This window comes from Synechococcus sp. A15-44 (assembly GCF_014280115.1).
Lineage (GTDB): Bacteria > Cyanobacteriota > Cyanobacteriia > PCC-6307 > Cyanobiaceae > Parasynechococcus.
The window spans coordinates 125,247-148,699 of record NZ_CP047938.1 but is presented as its reverse complement, the minus strand read 5'-3'; the positions used below and the strand labels follow the sequence as shown (position 1 = coordinate 148,699).

The 23,453-nt window shown below is 62.7% G+C and carries 24 protein-coding genes, 1 tRNA gene and 1 other RNA gene; 12 read left to right on the top strand and 14 right to left on the bottom strand.

Annotation, left to right across the window (positions count from 1 at the left end; all coding sequences use genetic code 11):
* Positions 1–31: 31 nt before the first annotated feature.
* The 3 genes from SynA1544_RS00770 to SynA1544_RS00760 all read right to left on the bottom strand — a co-directional run bounded on the left by SynA1544_RS00770 (position 32) and on the right by SynA1544_RS00760 (position 2,279).
* Positions 32–1,069, bottom strand: a complete 1,038-nt coding sequence (locus SynA1544_RS00770) for a glycosyltransferase family 1 protein (RefSeq protein WP_186514479.1) — start codon at positions 1,067–1,069, stop codon at positions 32–34.
* A 16-nt stretch (positions 1,070–1,085) separates the two neighbouring features.
* A complete protein-coding gene (locus tag SynA1544_RS00765; RefSeq protein ID WP_186514478.1) occupies positions 1,086–1,799 on the bottom strand; it encodes a heme oxygenase (biliverdin-producing) in 714 nt (237 codons plus the stop codon).
* Between the two features lie 72 nt (positions 1,800–1,871).
* A complete protein-coding gene (locus tag SynA1544_RS00760; RefSeq protein ID WP_186515389.1) occupies positions 1,872–2,279 on the bottom strand; it encodes a hypothetical protein in 408 nt (135 codons plus the stop codon).
* Positions 2,280–2,392: 113 nt separating this feature from the next.
* Between SynA1544_RS00760 and SynA1544_RS00755 the strand changes: the two genes are divergently transcribed.
* Complete coding sequence (locus SynA1544_RS00755; protein ID WP_186514477.1) at positions 2,393–3,148, top strand: 5'-methylthioadenosine/adenosylhomocysteine nucleosidase; 756 nt, start codon at positions 2,393–2,395, stop codon at positions 3,146–3,148.
* Positions 3,148–4,353 carry a ChbG/HpnK family deacetylase gene (locus SynA1544_RS00750; protein WP_255477671.1) on the top strand — a complete coding sequence of 402 codons (1,206 nt, stop codon included), beginning with the start codon at positions 3,148–3,150 and terminating at the stop codon, positions 4,351–4,353. Before SynA1544_RS00755 ends, SynA1544_RS00750 begins: the two co-directional genes overlap by 1 nt.
* Here SynA1544_RS00750 and SynA1544_RS00745 read toward each other — a convergent pair.
* On the bottom strand, positions 4,336–5,286 hold the full coding sequence (locus tag SynA1544_RS00745; protein WP_186514476.1) for a glycosyltransferase family 2 protein: 951 nt from the start codon (positions 5,284–5,286) through the stop codon (positions 4,336–4,338). The two genes, SynA1544_RS00750 and SynA1544_RS00745, sit on opposite strands and share 18 nt — an antisense overlap.
* An 82-nt stretch (positions 5,287–5,368) precedes the next feature.
* On the opposite strand from SynA1544_RS00745, the gene SynA1544_RS00740 reads away from it, so the two are divergent.
* The 3 genes from SynA1544_RS00740 (at position 5,369) to SynA1544_RS00730 (ending at position 9,021) form a co-directional block, all read left to right on the top strand.
* Positions 5,369–6,793 carry an NADP-dependent isocitrate dehydrogenase gene (locus SynA1544_RS00740; RefSeq protein ID WP_186514475.1) on the top strand — a complete coding sequence of 475 codons (1,425 nt, stop codon included), beginning with the start codon at positions 5,369–5,371 and terminating at the stop codon, positions 6,791–6,793.
* Positions 6,794–6,814: 21 nt separating this feature from the next.
* Entirely contained in the window at positions 6,815–7,537 is a 723-nt protein-coding gene (locus SynA1544_RS00735; RefSeq protein ID WP_186514474.1) for a sulfotransferase family 2 domain-containing protein, read from the top strand.
* A 104-nt stretch (positions 7,538–7,641) separates the two neighbouring features.
* Positions 7,642–9,021, top strand: coding sequence for a (Fe-S)-binding protein (locus SynA1544_RS00730; RefSeq protein WP_186514473.1), 1,380 nt, complete (start codon positions 7,642–7,644; stop codon positions 9,019–9,021).
* Here the strand turns inward: SynA1544_RS00730 and SynA1544_RS00725 are convergent.
* Positions 8,920–10,266, bottom strand: coding sequence for a four-carbon acid sugar kinase family protein (locus SynA1544_RS00725; protein WP_186514472.1), 1,347 nt, complete (start codon positions 10,264–10,266; stop codon positions 8,920–8,922). The two genes, SynA1544_RS00730 and SynA1544_RS00725, sit on opposite strands and share 102 nt — an antisense overlap.
* Before the next feature lie 14 nt (positions 10,267–10,280).
* On the opposite strand from SynA1544_RS00725, the gene SynA1544_RS00720 reads away from it, so the two are divergent.
* The gene (locus SynA1544_RS00720) at positions 10,281–11,432 is read left to right on the top strand and encodes an FAD-binding oxidoreductase (protein WP_186514471.1); all 1,152 of its coding nucleotides are present in this window, start codon (positions 10,281–10,283) and stop codon (positions 11,430–11,432) included.
* On the opposite strand, the gene SynA1544_RS00715 is transcribed toward SynA1544_RS00720, so the two are convergent.
* Together SynA1544_RS00715 and SynA1544_RS00710 are read right to left on the bottom strand one after the other, a co-directional pair.
* A complete protein-coding gene (locus SynA1544_RS00715; protein WP_186514470.1) occupies positions 11,417–12,271 on the bottom strand; it encodes a galactose mutarotase in 855 nt (284 codons plus the stop codon). The two genes, SynA1544_RS00720 and SynA1544_RS00715, sit on opposite strands and share 16 nt — an antisense overlap.
* Before the next feature lie 26 nt (positions 12,272–12,297).
* A complete protein-coding gene (locus SynA1544_RS00710; protein ID WP_186514469.1) occupies positions 12,298–13,209 on the bottom strand; it encodes an alpha/beta fold hydrolase in 912 nt (303 codons plus the stop codon).
* A 20-nt stretch (positions 13,210–13,229) separates the two neighbouring features.
* Here SynA1544_RS00710 and SynA1544_RS00705 point away from each other — a divergent pair, with 20 nt between their 5' ends.
* Positions 13,230–13,580, top strand: a complete 351-nt coding sequence (locus tag SynA1544_RS00705) for a hypothetical protein (RefSeq protein ID WP_186514468.1) — start codon at positions 13,230–13,232, stop codon at positions 13,578–13,580.
* A gap of 1 nt (position 13,581) precedes the next feature.
* Here SynA1544_RS00705 and SynA1544_RS00700 read toward each other — a convergent pair whose 3' ends face one another.
* Positions 13,582–14,958 (bottom strand): cation:proton antiporter, encoded by a 1,377-nt coding sequence (locus tag SynA1544_RS00700; RefSeq protein ID WP_186514467.1) that lies wholly within the window; start codon positions 14,956–14,958, stop codon positions 13,582–13,584.
* 211 nt (positions 14,959–15,169) lie between these two features.
* On the opposite strand from SynA1544_RS00700, the gene SynA1544_RS00695 reads away from it, so the two are divergent.
* Positions 15,170–17,692 (top strand): glycogen/starch/alpha-glucan phosphorylase, encoded by a 2,523-nt coding sequence (locus SynA1544_RS00695; RefSeq protein WP_186514466.1) that lies wholly within the window; start codon positions 15,170–15,172, stop codon positions 17,690–17,692.
* 58 nt (positions 17,693–17,750) lie between these two features.
* On the opposite strand, the gene SynA1544_RS00690 is transcribed toward SynA1544_RS00695, so the two are convergent.
* The 3 genes from SynA1544_RS00690 to SynA1544_RS00680 all read right to left on the bottom strand — a co-directional run bounded on the left by SynA1544_RS00690 (position 17,751) and on the right by SynA1544_RS00680 (position 18,752).
* Entirely contained in the window at positions 17,751–18,221 is a 471-nt protein-coding gene (locus tag SynA1544_RS00690) for a hypothetical protein (RefSeq protein WP_186514465.1), read from the bottom strand.
* Positions 18,222–18,258: 37 nt separating this feature from the next.
* Positions 18,259–18,585 carry a hypothetical protein gene (locus tag SynA1544_RS00685; protein WP_186514464.1) on the bottom strand — a complete coding sequence of 109 codons (327 nt, stop codon included), beginning with the start codon at positions 18,583–18,585 and terminating at the stop codon, positions 18,259–18,261.
* A 93-nt stretch (positions 18,586–18,678) separates the two neighbouring features.
* A tRNA-Arg gene (locus tag SynA1544_RS00680) sits at positions 18,679–18,752 on the bottom strand.
* A gap of 38 nt (positions 18,753–18,790) precedes the next feature.
* Here SynA1544_RS00680 and rnpB point away from each other — a divergent pair.
* An RNA gene (gene rnpB, locus SynA1544_RS00675) (RNase P RNA component class A) lies at positions 18,791–19,182 on the top strand.
* 44 nt (positions 19,183–19,226) lie between these two features.
* Here the strand turns inward: rnpB and SynA1544_RS00670 are convergent.
* Positions 19,227–19,484, bottom strand: coding sequence for an HU family DNA-binding protein (locus tag SynA1544_RS00670; RefSeq protein ID WP_186514463.1), 258 nt, complete (start codon positions 19,482–19,484; stop codon positions 19,227–19,229).
* 131 nt (positions 19,485–19,615) lie between these two features.
* Here SynA1544_RS00670 and rnc point away from each other — a divergent pair, with 131 nt between their 5' ends.
* Complete coding sequence (gene rnc, locus SynA1544_RS00665; RefSeq protein ID WP_186515388.1) at positions 19,616–20,341, top strand: ribonuclease III; 726 nt, start codon at positions 19,616–19,618, stop codon at positions 20,339–20,341.
* Here rnc and SynA1544_RS00660 read toward each other — a convergent pair.
* Positions 20,299–21,126, bottom strand: a complete 828-nt coding sequence (locus SynA1544_RS00660; protein WP_186514462.1) for an ion transporter — start codon at positions 21,124–21,126, stop codon at positions 20,299–20,301. The genes rnc and SynA1544_RS00660 overlap by 43 nt on opposite strands.
* 4 nt (positions 21,127–21,130) lie before the next feature.
* Positions 21,131–21,316: an NAD(P)H dehydrogenase subunit NdhS gene (locus SynA1544_RS00655; RefSeq protein ID WP_114988059.1), complete on the bottom strand. Its 186-nt coding sequence runs from the start codon at positions 21,314–21,316 to the stop codon at positions 21,131–21,133.
* Between the two features lie 55 nt (positions 21,317–21,371).
* Here SynA1544_RS00655 and rimM point away from each other — a divergent pair, with 55 nt between their 5' ends.
* A complete protein-coding gene (gene rimM / locus SynA1544_RS00650) occupies positions 21,372–21,905 on the top strand; it encodes a ribosome maturation factor RimM (RefSeq protein WP_186515387.1) in 534 nt (177 codons plus the stop codon).
* Between the two features lie 70 nt (positions 21,906–21,975).
* Complete coding sequence (locus SynA1544_RS00645; RefSeq protein WP_186514461.1) at positions 21,976–23,451, top strand: mannose-1-phosphate guanylyltransferase/mannose-6-phosphate isomerase; 1,476 nt, start codon at positions 21,976–21,978, stop codon at positions 23,449–23,451.
* Positions 23,452–23,453: the final 2 nt, after the last annotated feature.

Sequence of the window (23,453 nt, the reverse complement as noted above, 5' to 3'; positions counted from 1 at the left end):
TCTGACCGTACGCGTCGAGGATCAGGCTGAACTATCTGGAAGGCCAGCCGGGCAACCGATTGACCACTCGCTGCAGCCGAGCGAGCAGCTGCTGCAGACGCAAGCACCACGTGGGCGGACTGCTCAAGGATGGCCCCGAAGCTGCTTCCAGAGCATCCAGATGAACGAAGGCATCCCGCCAGCGTTCCAACAGCGAAGCTTCTGAACACTCCTGCAGCAGCACCTCCAAGCGATCGCCAGCGGGCCGCCAGTGCTGAGGAGAGGCAACGGCAGCCTGGATCCGCTCGAGATCGAAAGCAAGCCGCCCACAACCGATCTGATGCACGGTGTGACCAGGGTCGCCGTAGTCCGCCAGGGCGTGATTCAGGCTGCTGAACACAACGCAGCCGCAGGCCAGCGCCTCCAGCGGTGGCAATCCAAAGCCCTCGGTCACGCCGCGGCCGCGCCAGTACTCCGCTGAGTCGTAGAGGTACACGGTGGAGCTATTGAACAGACCCACCAGGTCATCCACCCAGCCCGTCTGGACCTCCACCACAAGGCCCGCCTGGCGCAGCGCCGGCACCAGTTGCTTCAGCACATAAGGGCTGCTCTTGCGGGCCTGCACCAGCACATCGATCGGTCGACGCTGGGCGATCGAACGGTCGCCACGGTCAAGCCAGGCTTGGCCCAGGGCATTAGGAACCAGGAGCAGCGGATTGCGGGGAGCTTTGTTGCCCCAATAGCCCAAGGTGTTGCGGCTGACGGCCAACACCGGAACACCTGGCGGCAAGTCAAAGCCGTACTCGCTGCTGTGGGCGTGGTACGCAACCCGAAGGCCTTTGAGCCGTTGGATCAAGCCAGGAACATCAAAGCCCCAGCTGACCACCCAGAGAACCTGAGCATCAGGGGGCTCATTGCGAAGACAGTCATCCAGATACGGATGGTCGGGTGAGCGCTCGCGATACGTGACCAGTTCTGTCGGGCACAGATTCGCCACCAAGCGGGCGGTCTGCTGTTCGACGCTCAGTCCGCCACACCGGAACCGGGCACCAGTGCCGGGAACCAGAAAGCGGACAAGCGCAGGGGCCACAGATTTAGGCCGCGAATCAAGCCGCAACCGCCTCCGTGCTGCCGGCCCGCTGACGGCGGGTGAGGAAACCAAACAGCACCTTGCCGATGGCGGCCACCAGGTTGCCCTCCAGCTCTTTGAACATGTTCATATTCAGGTGGAAGGCGTGATTGGCCTCCTCAACGATGCGATCGGCCATGGCCTGATCGATCGGCAGCGTGTCCATCGCAGAGCGATAGGTCGTCTTGAACGCCTTCTCATCGGCGATGTCATCGAAGACGTAAAAGCGCAGGCCGTCATCCCCATCCATGTTCATCGCCTTCTGGGCAATGTTCTTGAGGATCTGCCCACCAGAGAGATCACCGAGATAGCGGGTGTAGTGGTGACCCACCAACAACTCGGGAGAGTCCTTGGCCACAGCGTGAATGCGCTCGACGTAGGCCGCTGCCGAGGGGGAGGGCTGGATGTCGTCCTTCCAGCTGTCGCCGAAGTAATAGGTGAGGTCTTGCTCGAGTGCCTCACGACGGTTCAGCTGAGTCATGGCAACCGGACCCACCACCGGATGATCGGTCAGCTTGCCGATCTCCTCCTCCATGGCGGAATAGACGAAATACAGATCAGCCACCAGCTTGCGATAGCTGGCCTTATCAACAACTCCCTTCAGAAAGCAGCTCACGAAGCCGGTGTTCTCGGCCATGGTGTGCGATTTTTTCGTGCCTTCCCGGAGCTGGGCAGCAAGGGCGACAGACATGATTGCGACAAATGGCCTGACGTCGAACTTAAAAGGAGTTCAAGGCAGGACGGCTTTGTGCGTTGCGAAGGGTTACGCCGCTGGTTCAGACGCAACGGTGCCATCAAAGAGCTCGAACAGCTCGCGACAGATCTGCTGGAGCTGCTTCACCTGCTGCTGCTGAGGCAGGTGGGGGCCTTCCGGCAACCATTCACCAACCGTGGCGAGGCGCCAGCGTTCGCCGTCGTAGGTCATGCCCCGCATCAACACCCCCAGGAGGCGCAGCTTGTCGTCACCACGCTCCGCGCTGATCCGCAACTGCATCAGCAAACTGCGGCATTCCAGGCGTGGACTCCAACCAGGGAAATGAAAGGAGAGGTCGAGTGATTCGGTTTCACTCCACTGTCGGGTCTGCGGGTCGTCCCGCCAGGGACTGAGGTTGGCCTGAGCAGCTGGAAACTGACGGCGAACAAGGGTAATCGTGGACGCCAGCGCTCGCATCCGGGCCACGCTGTGTACCGACTCGCCCGCGTTCACTGCAACCTCCTGATTCCGCACAGTGTGCAGGGAGAAGCAAGAGGTCGCCGTTACGGTTGCGCGAGGTTCACGAAATCATGACGCAACCGCTGCATATCGGCTTGCTGGGCGCCATGCCGGAGGAGATCGGCTCGGATCTCAGCCATCTCGAGGATCAGAGCTGCAGCGACCATGGCGACCTGAGGATCCACAGAGGTTCGTGGGGCCACAACGTGCGCCTCAGCCTGGCCTGGAGCGGCTGGGGCAAAGTGAGCGCTGCACGGGCCGCCACACGCCTGCTCGCCAGCGATCCCAGCATCGACCTGCTGGTGTTCACCGGCGTTGCCGGCGCTGCGGATCCAGCCCTGCAGCAATGGGATGTGGTGTTGGCCGATGCCGTGGTGCAGCACGACATGGATGCCCGACCCCTGTTCCCACGCTTCACGCTGCCAGCGCTGAACCAGGACCGACTCCAACCGCAGCCGGCCTGGTTCAATTGGGCCAAAACCGCTCTGCTGGAAGCCCACAGCGCAGGCGACCTAGACGGGTTCTCACGGCCCAGCAGCGGTCTGATCGCCACGGGCGATCGCTTCATCGGCGATCCGGCAGTACTGCAGGCGCTGCGGGATGCCCTGCCCGACCTGCGAGCCGTTGAAATGGAAGGTGCCGCCGTCGCGCAGGTGGCCGAGCAGGAGGGCGTCCCCTGGCTTGTGCTGCGGGTGATTTCCGATGGTGCCGATGAAGCGGCCGCCCAGAGCTTCGAAGACTTCGTCAAGCGCTACGAACAGCAGGCCTGGCGGCTGATTGAGGCCCTGTTGAAGCGCTGCAACGCCACGCCCCAACAGTGCGCATGATGCCTGTGCTGAACCGCTTGCTGCTGTATGGCGTGGTGGGGGGCACGGCCGCAGCCGTTCACATCGGCGTGCTGCTGCTGCTGGGCCGGTGGATGAGCCTGAGCCTGGCCAACCCCATCGCCTTCCTGGCCGCCTCAGTGGCGGGTTATCTCGGCCATGCCCTGCTGACCTTCCGGGAGGAGACGGGGGGGCGCCAGTTCGCCCGTCGCTGGCTGCTGCTGCAATACGTCGTCAACATCAGTGTCTGCGCCCTGCTCCCGCTGCTCCAGGCCCCGACCCTGGTGCTGGTGTTCACACCCACACTGCTGAACGCCCTGATCTGGAGCCGAGCGGCCCGGTTCAGTGCCAAGGTCCGTCAGCACAAGAACGGCCAACCACCGCTGCTCCACGCCGACGACCTCGGCCTGGCGGAGGGCGTGGATGCGGCCATCATCGATCTCGCCCAAAGCGGACGGCTTCAGGGGGCCAGTCTTCTGGTGAATGGTCCAAGTGCGGCCCATGCCGTGGAGGCGTGGCGGGACCTTGCCGATCCACCACCGCTCACCCTGCATTTCTGTCTCACCGAAGGGCATAGCCTGCCCAATTGCCCTGATCTGCCGACCGGATTCGGCAGCTTGCTGCTGGCGTCCCTCCTGCCCTGGCGACGCCGACGCATCGCCCCCCAGCTGCGCACGGTGCTGCAGCAGCAGATCAGCCGCTACCGCCAGCTCACCGGGCTGCATCACATCCGCCTCGATGGCCACCAACACGTCCAGCTTGTGCCCCTGGTGCTGGATGCCGTGCTGGATCTGGCCGGTGCCGAATCGATCACCTGGGTGCGAACGACGCGGGAACCTTTGCCGGAGGGCTTATCCCTGAGGCTGTGGTGGCGCAGCCTACAGACAGGAGGGCTGCTCAAGTGGCTGATTCTGCAGCTGCTGAGCGGGCTGGCCATCCCCCGTCTGCGCCGGGCCGGACTGCAAACCAACCGACGCTTCGCCGGGGTGTTGTTCAGTGGAACGATGTTCGGAACAGCCTTGCGCCGCAGCTGGGAAACGGCCTACAGCTCCATCGACATTGATCGTGCCTCACAGCCTGTTGTGCTCATCCACCCAGCGCTCCCCAATGCTGTGTCAGGCATGAATCAGAACGTCTTTCAGCAGTCGGTGGCCTTTTTCAAGTCGAACAACCGCCAAAAGGAGTTGGCTTCAGCGCAACAGCTCTGAGCCCTGATGCACGGCGCGGACGAAATAGTGCGGCCGCCGTTTGACGTCGATATAGATCCGGCCGATGTACTCGCCCAACACGCCGATGCCAATCAACTGAATTCCCCCAAGGAACAGCACAGCCACGATCAGTGAGGCGTAACCCGGCAGGTCGACTCCGAAAACCAGGGTGCGCAACACGATCAGGGCGGCATAAACAAAGCTCAGGAATGAAATCAGCACACCGATCACGCCCCACACCTTCAGGGGCTTGACCGTGAAGGAAAAAATGCCGTCCAGGGCATAGCGCCAGAGCTTGAGGGAGCTCCAGGACGTGGTGCCACCGACGCGGGCCACCCGGCTGTAAGCGATCTCCTCGCTGCGGTAACCGGTCCAGGGCATCAACCCTTTGGAAAAGCGCGTGGCCTCACGCAACTGGGTCACCGCCTCCACCACTGGAGCACTCAAGAGCCGGAAATCGCCGGCCCCTTCCTGAAGCTGGATCGAATCCACTAGGCGGTTGAACACCCGATAAAACCAAGACGCCGTGGCCACCTTGACGAGCCCTTCGGCATCGCGGTCATCCCGCACCGCGGTGACCACCTCAGCCCCGTTGCGCCAGGCCTGAACCATCGCCGGAATCCGCTCAGGAGGGTGCTGGAGGTCGGAATCGATCAGCACTGCAGCGGCACAGCGGCCGTTGGCGTAGTCCAACCCCGCCAGCATCGCGGCCTCCTTGCCGAAGTTGCGGGTGAGTTCCAACAGGGTGACGGCCTGGTCGGCATGACTCTTCTGCCAGTCACGGATTACAGCAACGGTGGCATCGGAGGAACCGTCATCAACAAGAAGCAGATGGTCCACTTCCGGCAAAGCCATGACCCGCTCCATGAAGGCGCTGATCACCTCGGCTTCGTTGAAGCAGGCCGCTACCACCCACACCTGCTCGCTGGCCATCAATGCGCGGTCTGCACTCTTTGGAACCGTAGGGCTCCCGGCTCAGTCATAGGCTCGGCCTGCTGACGCCCGACCAACCGCCATGGCCCAGTTCGAGAAGCTCACCTCCCCCAGCCAGGGCACACCGATCCGCTTCGAGAACGGTCAACCCGTGGTGGCCGACAACCCGATCATCCCCTTCATCCGGGGTGATGGCACCGGCGTAGACATCTGGCCCGCCACCCAGAAGGTGCTGGACGCGGCGGTGAGCAAGGCCTACGGCGGCAGCAAGAGCATCGAATGGTTCAAGGTGTACGCCGGGGATGAAGCCTGCGACCTCTACGGCACCTATCAGTACCTGCCGGAGGACACTCTCGAAGCGATCCGCGCCTACGGCGTGGCGATCAAAGGCCCCCTCACCACACCAGTGGGTGGCGGCATCCGTTCGCTGAACGTGGCCCTGCGCCAGATCTTTGATCTGTATTCCTGCGTGCGTCCCTGCCGCTACTACGAGGGCACTCCAAGCCCCCACAAGCGTCCCCAGGATCTGGACGTGATCGTCTACCGAGAGAACACCGAAGACATCTACATGGGGGTGGAATGGGAAGCCGATGACGCCGTCGGCGAAGAGCTGCGGAAGCATCTCAACGAGGTGGTCATCCCCGCCAACGGCAAGCTGGGCAAGCGTCAGATCCCCGAGGGGTCCGGCATCGGCATCAAGCCGGTAAGCAAAGCCGGCAGCCAGCGCCACATCCGCAAGGCGATTCAGCACGCCCTGCGTCTTCAGGGCGACAAGCGCCACGTGACCCTTGTGCACAAGGGCAACATCATGAAGTTCACGGAAGGGGCCTTCCGTGACTGGGGCTATGAACTGGCCACCACCGAATTCCGCGACGTGTGCATCACCGAGCGGGAGAGCTGGATTCTGGGCAACCTCGAAAAGGACCCCAACCTGAGCGTGCAGGCCAACGCCCGCATGATCGAGCCGGGTTACGACAGCCTCACCCCGGAGAAAAAAGCCGACATCGACGCTGAAGTGCAAGCGGTGATCAATGCCATCGGCAGCAGCCATGGAGGCGGCAAGTGGAAGGAGATGGTGCTGGTGGATGACCGCATCGCCGACAGCATCTTCCAGCAGATCCAGACCCGTCCCCAGGAGTATTCGATCCTCGCCACGTTGAATCTCAACGGTGATTACATCTCCGACGCCGCCGCCGCGATGGTCGGTGGCCTGGGCATGGCCCCCGGCGCCAACATCGGCGAGAACGCCGCCATCTTCGAAGCCACCCACGGCACAGCCCCGAAACACGCCGGCCTCGATCGGATCAACCCCGGTTCAGTAATCCTCAGCGGCGTGATGATGCTGGAGTTCCTCGGCTGGCAGGAGGCTGCTGATCTGGTGACCAAGGGACTGAGTGCCGCCATCGCCGACAAGCAGGTCACCTATGACCTGGCCCGATTGATGGAGCCCCAGGTGGATCCGGTGAGCTGCAGCGGTTTCGCCGAAGCGATCATCGCCCGCTTCTGAACACTCAACAGCAGGTCATCCGTGATCATCAATCACTCGAAGAAATTCATATTTTTTGCCAATCGAAAAACAGCTTCAACATCAACAGCCATTGCGCTGTCGAGCAGCTGCAATCACAACGATGTGATTACCCCCTTAGGTCGAGACGAGAAAATTCGCAAAGAGCTTGGCTACCAGGGACCGACAAATTTCATCCCCTGGTGGAATAAGCTTAATTATTTTGCCATCAAAGCAAAATGCAAACTACAGAAAAAAGGTGTCAGCCGCTATCTCAAATCAATTGGCCTGCACACTCACATCGAGGCAACAACTGCGCTTGAAAAGAACTACATCAGCACAGCAGTGTTCGAGAGCTATTACAGTTTCTGCTTCATTCGAAATCCATGGGACCACGCCCTTTCCCAGTTTTTTGAACTCAAAAAAGACCAGAGGCTGCAATCCCTAGATCTCGATACCTTCATCGAAGGCGGAATGCTGGACAAGTTCGCGACTTCATGCCGATCGATCTACAGCGATCAAGGAAAGATTCTCGTCCACCGTTTATACCGGTACGAAAATCTGCAGGAAACGGTCGAAAGGATTTTCAACGACCTCAATCTGACCGGCAACCCACAACTCCCTAGAGCAAAGTCGAACCTACGCACTGACAAAAGACCCTACAAGGACTTGCTTGATTCCAGCCAAAAAAACAAGATTGAACGCATCTTTGCCCAAGAAATCGAATGGGGCAAATACCAGTTTTAAAAATCACAAGACGTGGATTCATTCAAAGAAGGAGCCAGCCACAACAAGCAACGATTTTTTGTCATAACCAGCGGTACGCCAACCGATAAATCCAGACTCTGTCCATGAGCCAGCCAGTACCTGTCGCGCCTGCGACCAGCAGCCTTCCCGGTCTGCCGCCCGGCGCAGCAGACCCCTGCGTGCACTGCGGCTTTTGCCTGCCCACCTGTGCCAGCTACCGCGTGCTGGCCAGTGAGATGGACTCGCCACGCGGCCGCATCCATGCGCTGCGGGCGATCGAAGCCGGTGAACTGGAGCTGGATGCCACGGTGGCCAGCCATTTCGACACCTGCCTGGGCTGTTACGCCTGTGTTTCGGCGTGTCCTTCGGGAGTCCGCTACGACCAACTGATCGAAGCCACCCGGCCCAGGCTCAATCAGGCCAACCAGCGCAGCAGTTGGCAAACCAGCTTCCGCAAGCTGCTGCTGCAAGTGCTGCCCTACCCCCAGCGCCTGCGGGCCCTGCTGCAACCCCTGCGGGCTTACGCTGGCACACCACTGCAACAGCTGGCCCGCCGCTCCGGGCTCACCCGCCTGTTCGGGCCCGAGATCGAAGCGATGGAGCAGCTACTGCCGCCCCTGGTACCGGAAAGCTTCAGCGACCAACTGCCCCAGATCAATCCCGCCTCCGGCAAACGCCGCGGCCGCGTGGCGCTGTTGCTGGGCTGCGTGCAGCGCTGCTTCGATCCCAGCGTGAGCGCCGCAACGGTCAAGGTGCTGCAGGCCAACGGATTTGAGGTGGTGATTCCAGCAGGCCAGGGATGTTGCGGGGCGGTGAGCCATCACCAGGGGGAGCTGGAACTCACCCGCCAATTGGCAACAGATCTGATCCGGAGCATGAATGCCGTTGAGGGAGATCTCGATGCCGTGCTGGTGGCCGCTTCGGGCTGCGGCCACACGATGAAGGCCTACGACGAGATCCTGAACGGCAACCCTGCATTCAGGGCCCCGGTGCTGGATGTGCAGGAATTCCTGGCGGACCGCGGCCTTTTGGAGTCGTTCCGCGCCCAACTGCAACCGCTCCGGGGCGTCGTGGCCATGCATGACGCCTGCCACATGATTCATGGCCAGGGAATCCAGGCCCAGCCCCGCCAACTGCTGCGGGCCATCCCCAACATTCAGCTGAGGGAAGCAACCGAGGCGGGGGTGTGCTGCGGCAGCGCCGGCATCTACAACCTGGTGCAGCCGGAGGAAGCCGCCGAACTGGGCCGGATCAAGGCCGACGACCTCAGCGGCACCGGTGCTGAACTGGTGGCCAGCGCCAACATCGGTTGCACCCTGCAACTGCGGCGGCACCTGGGCGATCGGGCCCGAGTGCAGCACCCGATGGAACTGCTGGCCGCCTCAGCCGGCCTCCATCCGCTGCCAGGCCTCCCGCAGGGTGCCGGCAACGCCGAGATTGCCGGGGAAGGTGAGGATCGGCAGTCCGCTGCAGGGTCCCGCTGACGGACGCACCAACGACAGACCCGGCAGCAGCTGCCCTTCCAGCTGCACCGACTCGAGGGCCAGCCCCCGGGCCAGCAGCGTCTGGCTGGTGATGCCGCCTTTGCTGATCAGGTAGCCCAAATCAGGCGCGAGCGCTGCCGCCAGGCGACCCATCAACTCGGCCAGAGCGCAGGACAAGCGCCGGCCCTCATGCTCGGAGGCGCAACGCAGCTCACCGCGGCTGCTCGACAGCACAGGCGTCAGACCTTGATCAAGCAGCTCTCGCAGCTGCTGCAGCCAGACCCGCTCCAGATCCGCCAGCAACAGGTCGGGTGTCGGCCCCTCCAGCACCCGAGCAATGCGCGGCACCGGCAGTTCAACCCCTTGGCAACCCGCCTCCGCCAGCAACAGCTCCAGCTGCTGATCCGCCAAGGGCACGTGGGAGCCCACCATCACCAGGCCCGGCAGAGGCGTTCCATCGTCAGCCAACCGTCGCAACCCCGCTAAGCCCTTGGGATCAAGCGGCGGCGGGCCTGGATCCGCCAGAGCCTTCACCATGCTGGCGGCGGAACGGAACAGAAAGCGTTTCTGTCCCTGCAGGGCGCGCACCGCTGCGGCCAGAGCGGTGAGCTGCTCTTGCCGCTCGGCATCCACCACCACAGAGGCATTGCCCTGGAGCCCACGCAGACGCTCGATCAACAGCGGCAGGCCTGCTGAGCAGGCAGCATCAAGCTCCCGGCCACAGATGCGCTGCACCGATGCCGCGGCAATGGCCCCATCACTTTTCTCCTCCAACCAGCAGGCCAGATCACTGCTGCTGAAACCGAACAGCCGGTCCTGAGCAAACGGCGTGGTGTGCACCGGTTCCCCGTGGAGGAGATGCACGCCGTTCACGGTGGTGCGGCCCCCTTCCAAGAACGCCGGAACATGGAATGTGGCATCAAAGGGTCCGAAGGCCGCCTGCAACACCTCAGGCTCCAACACCCCATGGCCGCGCAAGGTCGAATCGCCACGACTCACCAGCAACACCTGATCACGCGCCAATCCCTCCCGCTGCAGCGCCTGATCCAAGGCAACCGCAATGCCGCGGTTGCGTTCCGCAGCATCCTTGGGCATCAGCGCCCGGGTGTCGGCCAGCAGAAACAACAGGGGCGACGCATGGCGCAGCCCCTTACGCAGAGTGTCGACATCCCAGCGCAGCAGCAGCGGGCAGCTGTGCACCGTCTGCGAGCCGGTGGGATCGTCGTCAATGACCACAACCTTCATGGCACCATCGTGCCGTGAGCCATTCCCCCTCCAGCCGCAGTGCCCTGATTGATCTGGTGCGCCAGTGGCACCAGAGCGGCACCCCCTGGAGTCCCAGTGGCCTGGGCACACGCCTGGACTGGGGTCCCCCGCTGGATCCCCGCCACGAGGTGCTCTCCTGCCGGCAGCTCAACCGGGTGATCGACCATGCCGTGGACGATCTGACCATCACGGTGGAAGCCGGACTGCCATTGCAAGACCTGCAGGGTCTGCTGGCGGAGCAGGGGCAATGGCTGCCCATTGACTGGCCCAGGGCTGGCGCTCCCGGAAGCATCGGCGGCCTGGTGGCCCGTGGACTGGCGGGGGGACTGCGGCAACGCCATCTGGGGGTGCGCGATCAGATCATTGGCATCGGCCTGTTGCGAGCGGATGGCGTCGAAGCCCATGCCGGGGGACGGGTGGTGAAGAACGTTGCGGGCTACGACCTGATGCGGCTGCTCTGCGGCAGCTGGGGCAGCCTGGCGCTGATCACCGAACTCACCCTGCGGCTGCAACCGCTGCGCCCCGCCCGGAGCGGCCTTTTTGTGGAAGGCGACCTGAGGGCCCAAGAGGCATTTCGCAGCGAACTGCTGCGCTCCAGCCTGACGCCAGAACGCTGTGACTGGATCAACGGCGGCGATGGTGCCTGGCGGCTGCGGCTGGTGGTGAGCAGCGTCTCGGAGCAGGCAGTGGACGATCAGCTGAAGCAGCTCGAAGCGTTGGCGCTGAACCAGCAGCTCAGCGCCGAACGCCAGGCTTGTTCCGATGCCCTCACCACACCCTTCGATGCCAGCCCCTCTGCACAGCTGGCGCGGCTGGTGCTGCCGCCGGCCCAGTTGCACCGGTTGTTGCGGGATGAGGCGATGAGGGCTCTCAAATCGTGGACCTGGGAGCTGGCTGCGGGAGCCGGGTGCGGTGATGGCTGGTGCGATGCGGCAACACCGGATCACCAGCTGGAGGCGCTGCGCCGCAGCGTGGTCCGCCTCGGCGGCGAAATGACGCTGTTGAAACGGGCGGCCGGATCAACCGTGCCGGTCTGGCTAGACCGTCCTTCCCGGCCGCTGATCGAAGCGGTGAAACGCCAGTTCGACCCCAAGCTGCAGCTCAGCCGCGGCCGACTGCCGGGGGTGAATCAGGAGACGCTGTAGCGGCAGGCCAGGGTCTGCATTGCACCGGGCTCGAGCACCAGTTTTCGATCACCGCTCACCAGAGCCTGCCGCGGACCGGTCCAGGGTTCCAGACAAACCATTGGCCGCGGGGGCTCGGTCCAAACCACGCTGAGATCCAGCGGCGCCTGATGCTGCAGTTCCAGCGTCACACCGGTGGCGTCGTCGATCAGGCTGACAGGACCCGCAGGCCGGCAGAGGAAATCCACCCCTTCGGGCAAGCGCTTGAGCTGATCGGCGGTGGCGGCCTCCGTCATCTCCAGATGGTTGAAGCAGCGCTCCGCCAGACCCGTGAGCCGGGTCTGGGCCAGATCGCTGACGTTGAAATAGGGGTGCAAGCCGAAACTGAACGGCATGGCGGCATCACCGCAGTTGTGCACCGTGGTGGAGATCTCCAAGGCAGAGGCCACCGGGCGCAGCTCCATCTCCAAACGGAAGGGGAAGGGATAGGCCTTCAGCGTTTCGTCGGTGCTGGAGAGGCTGAGGCACACGCCGCACTGATCCTCGAGCAACTGGAGCTGCCAGGGAAGATCCCGGGCGAAGCCGTGCTGCTTGAGGGGATGGTCGACGCCATCCACAGGCAACACATCTCCGGGCAGGTTTCCACAGATCGGAAACAACACCGGAATGCCTCCGCGAATGCTTTTGCTCGGATCGGCGTAACGGTCCTGGTCGAAATACAGGATCTCCCGCCCCCCGCAACACCAACCACTCACCAGACCACCCCGCTCGGGAATGATTCGCAACCGATCGCCACTGCTGGGATGCACGAAGTCCCAGTGGGCATAGGGGGCCGACTGCTGGGTGAGGGTCATGGGCATCCGCCGATGCGGGGTGGCTCATTCATTCACTTAGCCAGCAGATCCGCATTTGTCGGTGCCGCAGCCAACTTGAGGCCCTCCAGCCATTGCAGCAACGCCGCATTCACCTGATCCGGCACCTCATCGTGGGGGCAGTGCCCGGCCTCCAGAACGACCTCGGTGGTGGCCTCCGGAGCATGGCGCTGGAAGGTGGAGCGGCGACCAGGGGCGTTGATCCAGGGATCACGAATGCCCCAGAGCAGCAACAGCGGCGCCGTCAGTTCGGCGAAAAGCTCATCGAGGGGCTGACCGCGAGGGATATCGAAGACCGTGCGGAACACCCCGAAGGCGCCGGGATCGAGGGAGGGGCGCCGGATCGACTCCACCAGCCAATCGTCAACGTTGGTCTTGTCGACATACACCTGATTGAGGGTGCGGCGGATCGTGGCGGGTCGGCGCAGGTTCTCGAACAGCAACCGCTGCAGCACCGGACTCTTCAGCAGGGCCGTGCCGATGCTCTGGCGGGCGATGGCGCCCCAGCCTTGCGGCGGCTTCTGCTCATCACTGAAGGGGCCGGCGGCATTGAGCAGCACGACTCCCGCACAGTCCGAACCCAACGCGGCCCCGGCAGCAAGGGCCGCAAAACCACCAAGGGAATTACCAGCGATCACCGTCGGACGGCCGATCCGCTCGCGCACATAGGTCACAAGTTGATCGCGCCACAGGGCACCCCCGTAATTCAGACCCGCCGGCTTGGCACTCCTGCCGAAGCCCAGCAGATCAATTGCATGCACGGCATGGGTCTGGGCCAACACGGGAATGTTGTGGCGCCAGTGATCGGTGGATGCTCCGAACCCATGCACCAACAGAAGCGCCGGGCGATCGGTGCTGTCCTGCTCGGGATGCTGCTGCACCGTGTGCACGGCGTGGCCGAGATGGCTCCAGGTGACGCGATCCACAGCCGGCTGCGAGGGACGCGATGCTAAGCAGCACTGAAGCGGCCTGGATGGTGAGCTACGAGGTGATGGGCGGACCGCTGGCGGACGCATCCGTCTGGCGCGGAGCTTTGCTCTGGGCCATCGCCCTTTACGTGCCGCTGAGCGCACCGCTCAGCACGTTGGAATCAAGCCTCAAGGAGAGTGAGCTACCTGAATCGGTGCGTCAACCGGTGCTGGTGATCAGCAGCCTGCTGCTGGCCCTCGTCACGGGCGTTGTCACCCAGCTCGGATTCAGTTGGATCCTGGGTCCGAGCTGGGCCTCCAGCCTTGGTGTTGTGGCCGTGGGCTGGAGTGTGCTGATCGTGCTCGCCAATGCTGGAAAAGACGACTGATTCAGGAGGCACCCGCCAGGGGATCGGCAGCGAATTCGTCGGGAACCTGATTGCCGTCTTCAGGGGGCTTGTCTTTGAGGACGATGCGCAACAGCACCGGCGCCAGGAAGGTGGTGCCGATCACCATCAGCAGAATCGCCGCCTCCAGGCCAGGGCTGAGCAGCCCTGAAGCCGTGCCCAGGCCCAGAAAGATCAGGCCAACTTCGCCGCGAGGCATCATCCCCAGCCCCACCACCAGGTTGTTGGTCTTTTCCTTGCTGAAGATGGCCCAGCCGGCAGCCACCTTGCCGATGATCGCCACCACAAACAGGAACGCCGCCACCACAAGAGCGGAACGGGCCCCCGGATCAGAGGGGTTGATCACTGAGAGGTCCATACCGGCACCCACCAACACGAAGAAGACCGTTGCAAAGAGTCCAACGATGGGGGTGACCGCCGCTTGAATCTCGTGGCGATGCTTGGAGGTGCTGGCGATCAAACCAGCGGCGAAGGCTCCGAGTGCAGCCTCCAGACCAATTGCAGAAGCGACAAAACAGCTGACGGCCAGCAGCAAATAGGAGCCGATCAGCTTGGCGCCGGGAGCCTTGAGCTGATCAATCACCCAGTCGAAGGCGGGGGCAGCCTTTTGGTTCAACAACAAGGCCACCACCACAAACAAAACGGCCGCCACCACCAGCTGAACGATGGGCCCGATCTCCAGAGTCCCGCCGGCCGCCAGGGACACCACGATGGCCAGGATGACGATGCCGAGGATGTCGTCGAGCACAGCGGCACCGATCACAATCTGGCCTTCTCGGGTGCGCAGATAGCCGAGTTCACCGAAAACGCTGGCGGTGATGCCGATGCTGGTGGCGGTCATCGAGGCACCCGCGAAGATGGCCGGGATCGCATCCACGTGGAAGATTGCCATCAAGCCAAGGGTGCCGAGGGCAAAGGGAAGCACCACGCCGACCACGGCAACGCTGAAGGCTTGGGCCCCCACCGCCATCAGTTCCTCCAGCTCACTTTCAAGACCCGTGAGGAAAAGCAGGGAATAAAGCCCCAGCGTGGCCACCGCCTGCAAGGCGCCGAAGCTCTCGTTGTAGAGGGCTGGAATCTCCTCCACCGGCACATGCGAAAGGCCGGCCACCACCTCGGAGAACGCTCCGGAAAGCTGCACCTGGGTCTCCGGCGGCACCAGAAGGTGAAGGCCCGAAGCACCAATCAGCACGCCAGCAAGGAGTTCTCCAAGAATCGTGGGGAGCTCAAAGCGCACCAGCACCTCAGCGAGGGTGCGGGCCGCCACGAAGATCAGCATGAAGCGAAGGACGCCGATCAGCGTTTCCGCCAATTCGAGGTCGTGACTGCTGATTTCGCTCAGCAGAGTGGGCAGCAGCATCAAGCCGGGCATGTCTCACACCGAACCTTAATGGTGATTCCGCCGCTGAACTGTTCGCTGGATCATCCCAATTGACCGGGAATGCTGTATTAAGCGCTTTTTTTCAGGCAGCCCCAGTTGTGATGGCTACGGTCCGGGTAATTCATTGAGTTGGGCTCCGAGCACCCCTGGCCTGACGGTGATTCCACGCTCCATGACTCGCTGAACCCCCATGACCACGTCACAACCGTTCGATCTGCGTCTGCCGACCCCCGGCTGCCACAACGACCCAGAACGCGCCGGCCTCGATGCCAAGAGCGTGTTCGACGGCATGACGGAACACCTGTTCTTCACGCTCGGCAAGCTCGCCCCCACCGCCAGCCGCCATGACCTCTACATGGCCCTGAGCTATGCGGTACGTGATCGGCTGATGATGCGCTATCTGGCCACCACTGAAGCGATGCGGGCCCGCCCGCAGAAATCGGTGGCCTACCTGTCGGCGGAATTCCTGATCGGCCCGCAGCTCAACAGCAACCTGCTGAACCTCGGGATTCAAAAGGAAGCCGAGGACGCCCTCAAGAACTTCGGCATCGAGTCGTTGCAGCAGATCCTGGATGTGGAGGAGGAACCGGGTCTGGGCAATGGCGGTCTCGGCCGTCTGGCGGCTTGTTACATGGAGTCGCTGGCGAGCCTGAAGATCCCGGCCACCGGCTACGGCATCCGCTACGAGTTCGGCATCTTCGACCAGCTGATCCGCGATGGCTGGCAGGTGGAGATCACCGACAAGTGGCTCAAAGGCGGCTGGCCCTGGGAACTGCCCCAGCCCGATGAGGCCTGCTTCGTTGGCTTCGGGGGCCGTACCGAGAGCTACATCGACGACAAGGACAATTACCGCTCCCGCTGGATTCCGGCGGAACACGCCATCGGCATTCCCCATGACGTGCCGGTTCTGGGCTATCGCGTCAACATCTGCGACCGGCTGCGGCTGTGGCGTGCCGATGCCACCGAAAGCTTCGACTTCTATGCCTTCAACATCGGCGACTACTACGGGGCCGTTGAAGAAAAGGTGGGCAGTGAAACCCTCTCGAAAGTGCTGTATCCCAACGACGGCACCGATGAAGGCCGGCGTCTGCGCCTGAAGCAGCAGCACTTCTTCGTCAGCTGCTCGCTGCAAGACATGCTGCGCAGCCTCGACAACCGGGGCCTGGCCGTCGAGGACTTCCCCAACTACTGGACGGTTCAGCTCAACGACACCCATCCCGCCATCGCCGTGGCGGAGCTGATGCGCCTGCTGATCGACGATCGGCATCTGGAGTGGGATCGGGCCTGGGATATCACCTCCCGCTCCGTGGCCTACACCAACCACACGCTCCTGCCCGAGGCTCTGGAGAAGTGGGATCTGAACCTCTTCGCCAGCCTGCTGCCACGCCATCTCGAACTGATCTACGAGATCAACCGGCGCTTCCTGCAGCAGGTTCGACTGCGTTACCCCGGTAACGACGCGATCCAGCGCAAACTCTCGATCATCGATGAAGAGGGCAGCAAAGCCGTTCGCATGGCCCACCTGGCCACGATCGGTGCCCACCATGTGAACGGTGTGGCCGCCCTGCACTCCGATCTGGTGAAAACCGACCTGCTGCCGGAGTTTGCAGCGCTCTGGCCGGAGAAGTTCACCAACGTCACCAATGGCGTCACCCCGCGCCGCTGGGTCGCCCTGGCGAACCCCGAGATGTCCGCCCTGCTGGATGAGCATGTAGGACCCGACTGGATCTCCAACATGGAGAGCCTGCGCAAGCTGGAGGAGCGTCAGAACGACCAGGGCTTCCTCGAGCTCTGGGGCAACACCAAATTGTCGGTGAAGCGCAAGCTGGCCACCTACATCCACCGCAATACCGGCGTGCTGGTGGATCCCGCCAGCCTGTTCGACGTGCAGGTGAAGCGCATCCACGAGTACAAGCGCCAGCACCTCAATGCCCTGCAGGTGATCACCCAGTACCTGCGGATCAAGAACGGCCAGACCGACGGCATGGCGCCCCGCACCGTGATCTTCGGCGGCAAGGCCGCTCCCGGCTACTACATGGCGAAGCTGATCATCCGCTTCCTCAACGGCATCGCCGACACCATTAATGCCGATCCCGACATGGATGGCCTGCTGCGGGTGGTGTTCCTTCCGGATTACAACGTGAAGCTGGGGGAGCAGGTGTATCCCGCCTCCGACCTCTCCGAACAGATCTCCACCGCCGGCAAGGAAGCCTCTGGCACCGGCAACATGAAGTTCGCCATGAATGGTGCCCTCACCATCGGCACCCTTGATGGGGCCAATGTGGAGATCCGCGAGCTGGTGGGAAGCGAGAACTTCTTCCTGTTCGGCAAGACCGTGGGAGAGATCACGGCTCTCCAGCAGGACGGCTACCGCCCTGGCGATGTGATCGCCGCACTGCCGGAACTGCAGGAGGCCCTGCGGCTGATTGAGATGGGGCACTTCAGCAACGGCGACGGCGAACTGTTCCGCCCCCTGCTCGACAACCTCACCGGAAACGACCCCTTCTATGTGATGGCCGACTACGCCGACTACCTGCGGGCCCAGGAGGCGGTGAGCCGTGCCTGGAGCGACCGGATGCACTGGAATCGGATGTCACTGCTGAACACAGCCCGCACCGGGTTCTTCTCCTCCGACCGTTCCATCGGCGACTACTGCAAGAACATCTGGGCCGTGGATCCTCTCAATGTGGAGATCACCTGCGACGTGCGCTGAAAACAGCTACAAAAAAGCCCTGGATCCTGTCCAGGGCTTGGAAGCAAGATGCAGTGCTTCAGCTCCGATCAGGCAGATCAGGCGTCTGATGCAACAGACGGTTGAGCCGCAGACGGTCCACATTCAAAGGATCAGGAGCCAGCTCACCGGCCAGTTCGCGGAACTTCTGCTCGATTTCTTCCGGGACGCGCACGTCAAACACACGCTCCATCAACGCCTCGATCGAGAACAGATGGGCGTTGATGTTCTCCAGATCGGCAATGGCCTGCTGGATGCCATCACCTGATTCCTCCGGCACAGGAGCACCTGCCGAAGCAGGCTTCGAGGCGCCTGCTTCGGATGTCTGGCGGGACCCGTGCTGCTTCTGCAGATCCTCGAGCACCCGACCAGACAGGGTGCGGAACGACTGGAGTGCTGCCCAGTTCAACTCCTGTTGCTGACGAAGCGTGGGGGACTCCCGGATCAGCCGGTCATGCTCCCGGTAAAACCGTTGGCAATCCGGGCACTGGCAGGGCGGCTCTTCCGGCAATGCAGTCCCTCGCGGTCATTCCCCACTATGCCACTGATCAAGCCGCCTGAGGTCCAAAGTCTTCCTCTGCCTGGAGGCCATCCTCACCAGCCGTGTCGGGCAGAGGGATCTCAATCGAGGACACCACACCGATGACGTCACGCAGTCGCATCGAATCGGCAAACCAACCCATGGCCTGTTCGGTGTCTCCCCGACGTTCAGCATCACTGGCCTGATCCTCATGGGCTTCGGCCAGCAGAGCCAGCCAGCAGAGGCAGCGGGCCTGCACCACAGACAGATCCAGATCCGTGGGCTGGGATTCAGCAATCCGTTCACTTTCCTGTTGCACCAACAGCCTCAGACGGAGATCGTGAAGCTGGGTCATGGCACCCACACCCGGTTAAGGCAACCCTAGCGGTGGTGAGCGATCTGCCCACCCCACCAGATGTAGCGCTTACTACGTCTTCAGTGATTCTCACGGGGCTGGCGGGACTCGAACCCACGACCTACGGTTTAGGAAACCGTCGCTCTATCCAGCTGAGCTACAGCCCCAGACCTCTGAATTATGCCCACGAGGCATGATGGGATCTGAAAGCAGGCGAGGTGGTTGCGGCCGATCTCTTTGAGTGTCGGCTGAGGAAAGTCCGGGCTCCCTGATGGCCAGGCTTGCTGGGTAATGCCCAGTGCGGGTGACCGTGAGGAGAGTGCCACAGAAACACACCGCCGATGGCCGGTTCGCCGGCACAGGCAAGGGTGCAAAGGTGCGGTAAGAGCGCACCAGCAGCATCGAGAGGTGCTGGCTCGGTAAACCCCGGCTGGGAGCAAGGCCAAGGAACGATGGCTGGCCATTGGCCCCGTTCCGCTTGAACGCGCCGCTTGAGGCCGTCGGCAACGGCGGTCCCAGATAGATAGCCACCCACCCTCTGCAGACCAACCTCTGTGGTGGCGTGAACAGAACCCGGCTTATGTCCTGCTTTCACCTCTTCTTGCCCCCTGAGCCAAAGCTCAGGGGGCCCAGGCCACGGCTCAATCAGCGTCGCTGTCGTCGGACTGACGCAGCTTCACAACCATGCGCTTCATCTCCGGACGTGCCTTCCGCTTTTCGGTGGCTTCACGCGCAGGCATGATTTGGGTCTTGATCTTGAGACCAGGAAGTTTCAACTGCTCACCCGATTCCACTGAGGCTTTGATGCTTTCGGCGACTTCTTTGACAACCTTGCGGACGGTCCTTGCAGGGATGTCGTTGTCGGTGGAAATCCGTGAAACCAGATCTTTGAACGTCATTGCTGGTGTCCTCATCGAGGCGCGAAAGTTGGGATGGGCATTCCTGTCCGCAATTAAGCCCACATTGAAAACTTAGTCGCAAACGAAGGCTTCCCTACGGTTTGGGACACGCCTTGACGGATGCCTCCCCTGTGGACGAGACCCGAACCGCGGCGCTATCGGCCCTGATCCACCGCCTCGACGCTGAGATTCCAATCAACCCTCAGCTACTCGCCCTGGTGGATCAGGCCCTCACCCACGTGTCGAGCGGCCGGGCCCGCAATCTGGAACGGCTGGAATTCCTGGGGGATGCGGTGCTGCGGCTCGCCGCCACTGAATTCATTGACCGCCACCACGCCGATCTCGCCGTGGGTGCCTGCTCCAACCTGCGCGCCCAGCTGGTGAGCGACCGCTGGCTGGCGGATGTGGGGGCAGGGCTTGCCATCGAACAACACCTGCTGCTGGGACGGCATGCCCAGGGGGATCGTTCCGCCCAATCCAGGCTGAGGGCCGATGCCACAGAAGCGCTCATCGGTGCCTTGTACACGGCCCTTGGCGACCTTGAGGCGATTCACCGCTGGCTCACCCCCCACTGGCGCGCCACAGCCCAAGCGATGCTGGCCACCCCCCACCAGTTCAACGGCAAAACAGCCCTGCAGGAGTGGAGCCAGGGCCAAGGGCTGGGACTGCCCGACTACGCCACCGAGGAATGCAGCCACCAGCACGGCGACCCCGAGCGCTTCCGCTGCCAGGTGAGCGTCGACAACAAAGAGCTGGCCGAAGCCAAGGGACGCTCACGCAAAGAAGCCGAGCAGAACGCCGCTGCCGCTGCTCTTCAGGCCCTCGAAGACAGCAATGCGCCACAGGCATCGCAGTGAAGGGCGTCCTTACGGTGCCCCTGACGCCCACAGCTGCTGCAGGTCAGCTCCATCCCGCGCTGCTGGTGCTGCCGCACCCCCGACACCGTCAGGATGCCGGTGGGGATGGCAATGATGCCGAAACCAAGAAGCATCACCACCGAAGCCAGCAGCCGACCCAGCTCGGTCTGCGGCACTACATCGCCGTAGCCAACGGTGGTCATGGTCACGATCGCCCAGTAGACGCCGCTCCCCACCGTCTGGAACTGGGAGTCGGGCCGGGCGCTTTCAATCACAAAGATGCTGTAGCCGAGCACCACCTGCATCAGAACAACAAAGAACAGGAAGACGCTGATGGTGCGGGCGCTGCCCCTCAGGGCCTGCCCCAACACGCGGGCTTCATCAATGAACTTGAGCAGTTTGAACACCCGCAGGATGCGGCCGAACTTGAACACCCACAGCAGCAACTCACTGCGCACCTGCGGCACGAAGAAAAACAGCACCGCCGAAGCGTCAATCAATCCGGTGAAGCTGAACAAGTAACGGCGAGGCCTCTCCACCAGAGCCAGATGAAGGACGAAATCCGCAGCAAACACCGCCAAGCAAACGTTCTGAACCAGATCGATCCAGGGCACATTGGTTTGGCGCAGGGCTGAGTTGCCCAAGGGGTCGGGTTCCAGCAGGAGGGCCAGAACACTCAGAAGAATTGCCCCGAAAATGACAGCGTTGTAAGCCTTACCGGCCGGAGTGGTGGCTTCCAGCACCGTGGACTGCAGCCGTTGTCGCAGGCTTCGGTCCTTGTCCATCGCCTCAGGCCGGCTGGAGGTCCTTCAAGCGCAGGGTGACCAACTTGTCCCAGTTGCCGCCTTCAAACAAAACGGCCGCACGGTCGCCGCTGATTCGCTGCACAAAGCCGGTGTAGCCGTTGTAAATCGAGGTGGCATCCGCCACGGTGACGGTGGAGCCAGGGAGGATCGGAGCGGTTGCAGGCGCCATGGCTCGTTCGCGGACGGATCTGGGGCCATTATCGGCAGAGTGCGCGACGGATGGCATGGCGGAGAGTAATGAGTGGCTCAGCGTCGGCAAGATCGTGGGGGTCCAGGGGCTGCAGGGGGAACTGCGGGTGAACCCCGCCAGTGATTTTCCCGAGCGGTTCACAGCACCAGGGGCCCGCTGGCTGCGCAGTCGCAAGGGGAGTGAGCCGACGGAAATCCAACTCAAAAAAGGCCGGCAACTGCCCGGCAAGTCGCTGTTCGTGGTGCGGCTTGAAGGAATCGACAGCCGTAGCGCCGCCGAAACCCTTGTGGGCCAGGAACTACTGGTGTCAGCGGATGACCGGCCCGAATTGGACGAGGGGGAATTTCACCTGCTTGATCTGCTGGGCCTGGAGGCACGGCTCGCAGCCGATGGCCCTGCCGTTGGCACCGTGAGCGATTTGATCAGCGGCGGCAACGACCTGCTGGAAATCACCACATCGGAGGGCCGCAAGCTGCTGATTCCCTTCGTGGAGGCGATCGTGCCGGAGGTGCACTTGGAGGAGGGCTGGCTGCTGCTCACCCCACCGCCAGGCCTGCTGGAGCTCTGAAAGATCTCTCTCGGGGCATCGACAGAACCCCCTGGGAGGAGCGATTCTGGGTCAGCGCTTTCAGGACGTAATGGCCTCCACACCGCTGATTCCTGTGATCCTTTGCGGAGGCACCGGCACACGGCTCTGGCCCCTATCGCGGGCCAGTTACCCCAAGCAGTACTGGCCATTGAGCGGAGACGGAGAGGCCACGTTGCTGCAGCAGACCCAACAGCGGCTTCAGGGCCTGGACGCCCTTGCAGCTCCCCTGTTGATCTGCAATGAAGACCACCGCTTCATCGTGGCCGAGCAGATGCGCCAGATCGGCGTGGAGCCCAACGCGATCCTGCTGGAACCGATGGGCCGCAACACCGCCCCGGCGGTGACCGTGGCCGCACTGCAGGCCACGGCCAACGGCGAGGACCCGCTGCTGCTGGTGCTGGCAGCGGATCACCTGATCCGCGATGCCGCCCAATTCCGCCAGGCCATCAACGCCGGCCGCAAGCCCGCCGAAGAGGGCCGCCTGGTGACCTTCGGCATCGTGCCGACGGCCCCGGAAACCGGCTACGGCTACATCGAAGCCAGCGAACCCTTCTCACTTGGAGGACCGGTCCATGTGCCGATCAAGCGCTTCGTGGAGAAGCCCGATCAGGCCACAGCGGAGCAATTCCTGGCCACCGGCCGCTTCACCTGGAACAGCGGCATGTTCCTGTTCCGCGCCAGCGCCATGCTGGCGGAACTGGAACGACTGGCCCCGGAAGTGGTGAGCTGCTGCCGGGCCGCTCTGGAGCAAGACACAGCTGACCTGGAATTCCATCGGCTGGAGCGGGAAGCCTTTGCCAAGTGCCCCAACGTGGCCATTGACGTGGCCGTGATGGAGAAAACGGAACTGGGCAGTGTGCTGCCGCTGGATGCCGGCTGGAGCGACGTGGGCAGCTGGAGCGCCCTCTGGGAAACCTCAGAGCAAAAGAATTCACAAGGCAATGTTCTGCAGGGCCACGTGATCGCCGAAGGCAGCCGCGATTGCTATTTGCGCAGCGAACACCGCCTTGTGGTGGGTTTGGGGGTTGAAAACCTCGTGGTCGTGGAAACCGACGACGCCGTGCTGATTGCGGATCGCTCCAAGGCCCAGGAGATCAAGACCGTTGTGAAGCAGCTGGAGGCCGACGGCAGCCCGGAAGGCAAGGCCCACCGCAAGATTTACCGGCCATGGGGCTCTTACACGGGTGTGGTGGAGGACAGCCGCTGGCAGGTGAAGCGGATCTCGGTAAAACCGGGGGCCAGCCTGTCGCTGCAGATGCACCACCACCGGGCTGAGCACTGGATCGTGGTGCGCGGAACAGCGATCGTCGAACGCGACGGCGAAGAACAAATGCTGGGTGAAAACCAGAGCACTTACATCCCCCTGGGATGCAAACACCGCCTGTCAAATCCAGGGAAAATCCCCGTGGAACTGATCGAGGTTCAGAGCGGCGAATACCTCGGGGAGGACGACATCGTTCGCTTCCAGGATCGCTACGGCCGCAGCGACCTCAGCAGCAGTGATCACAGCATCAGTGCCAGCTGATG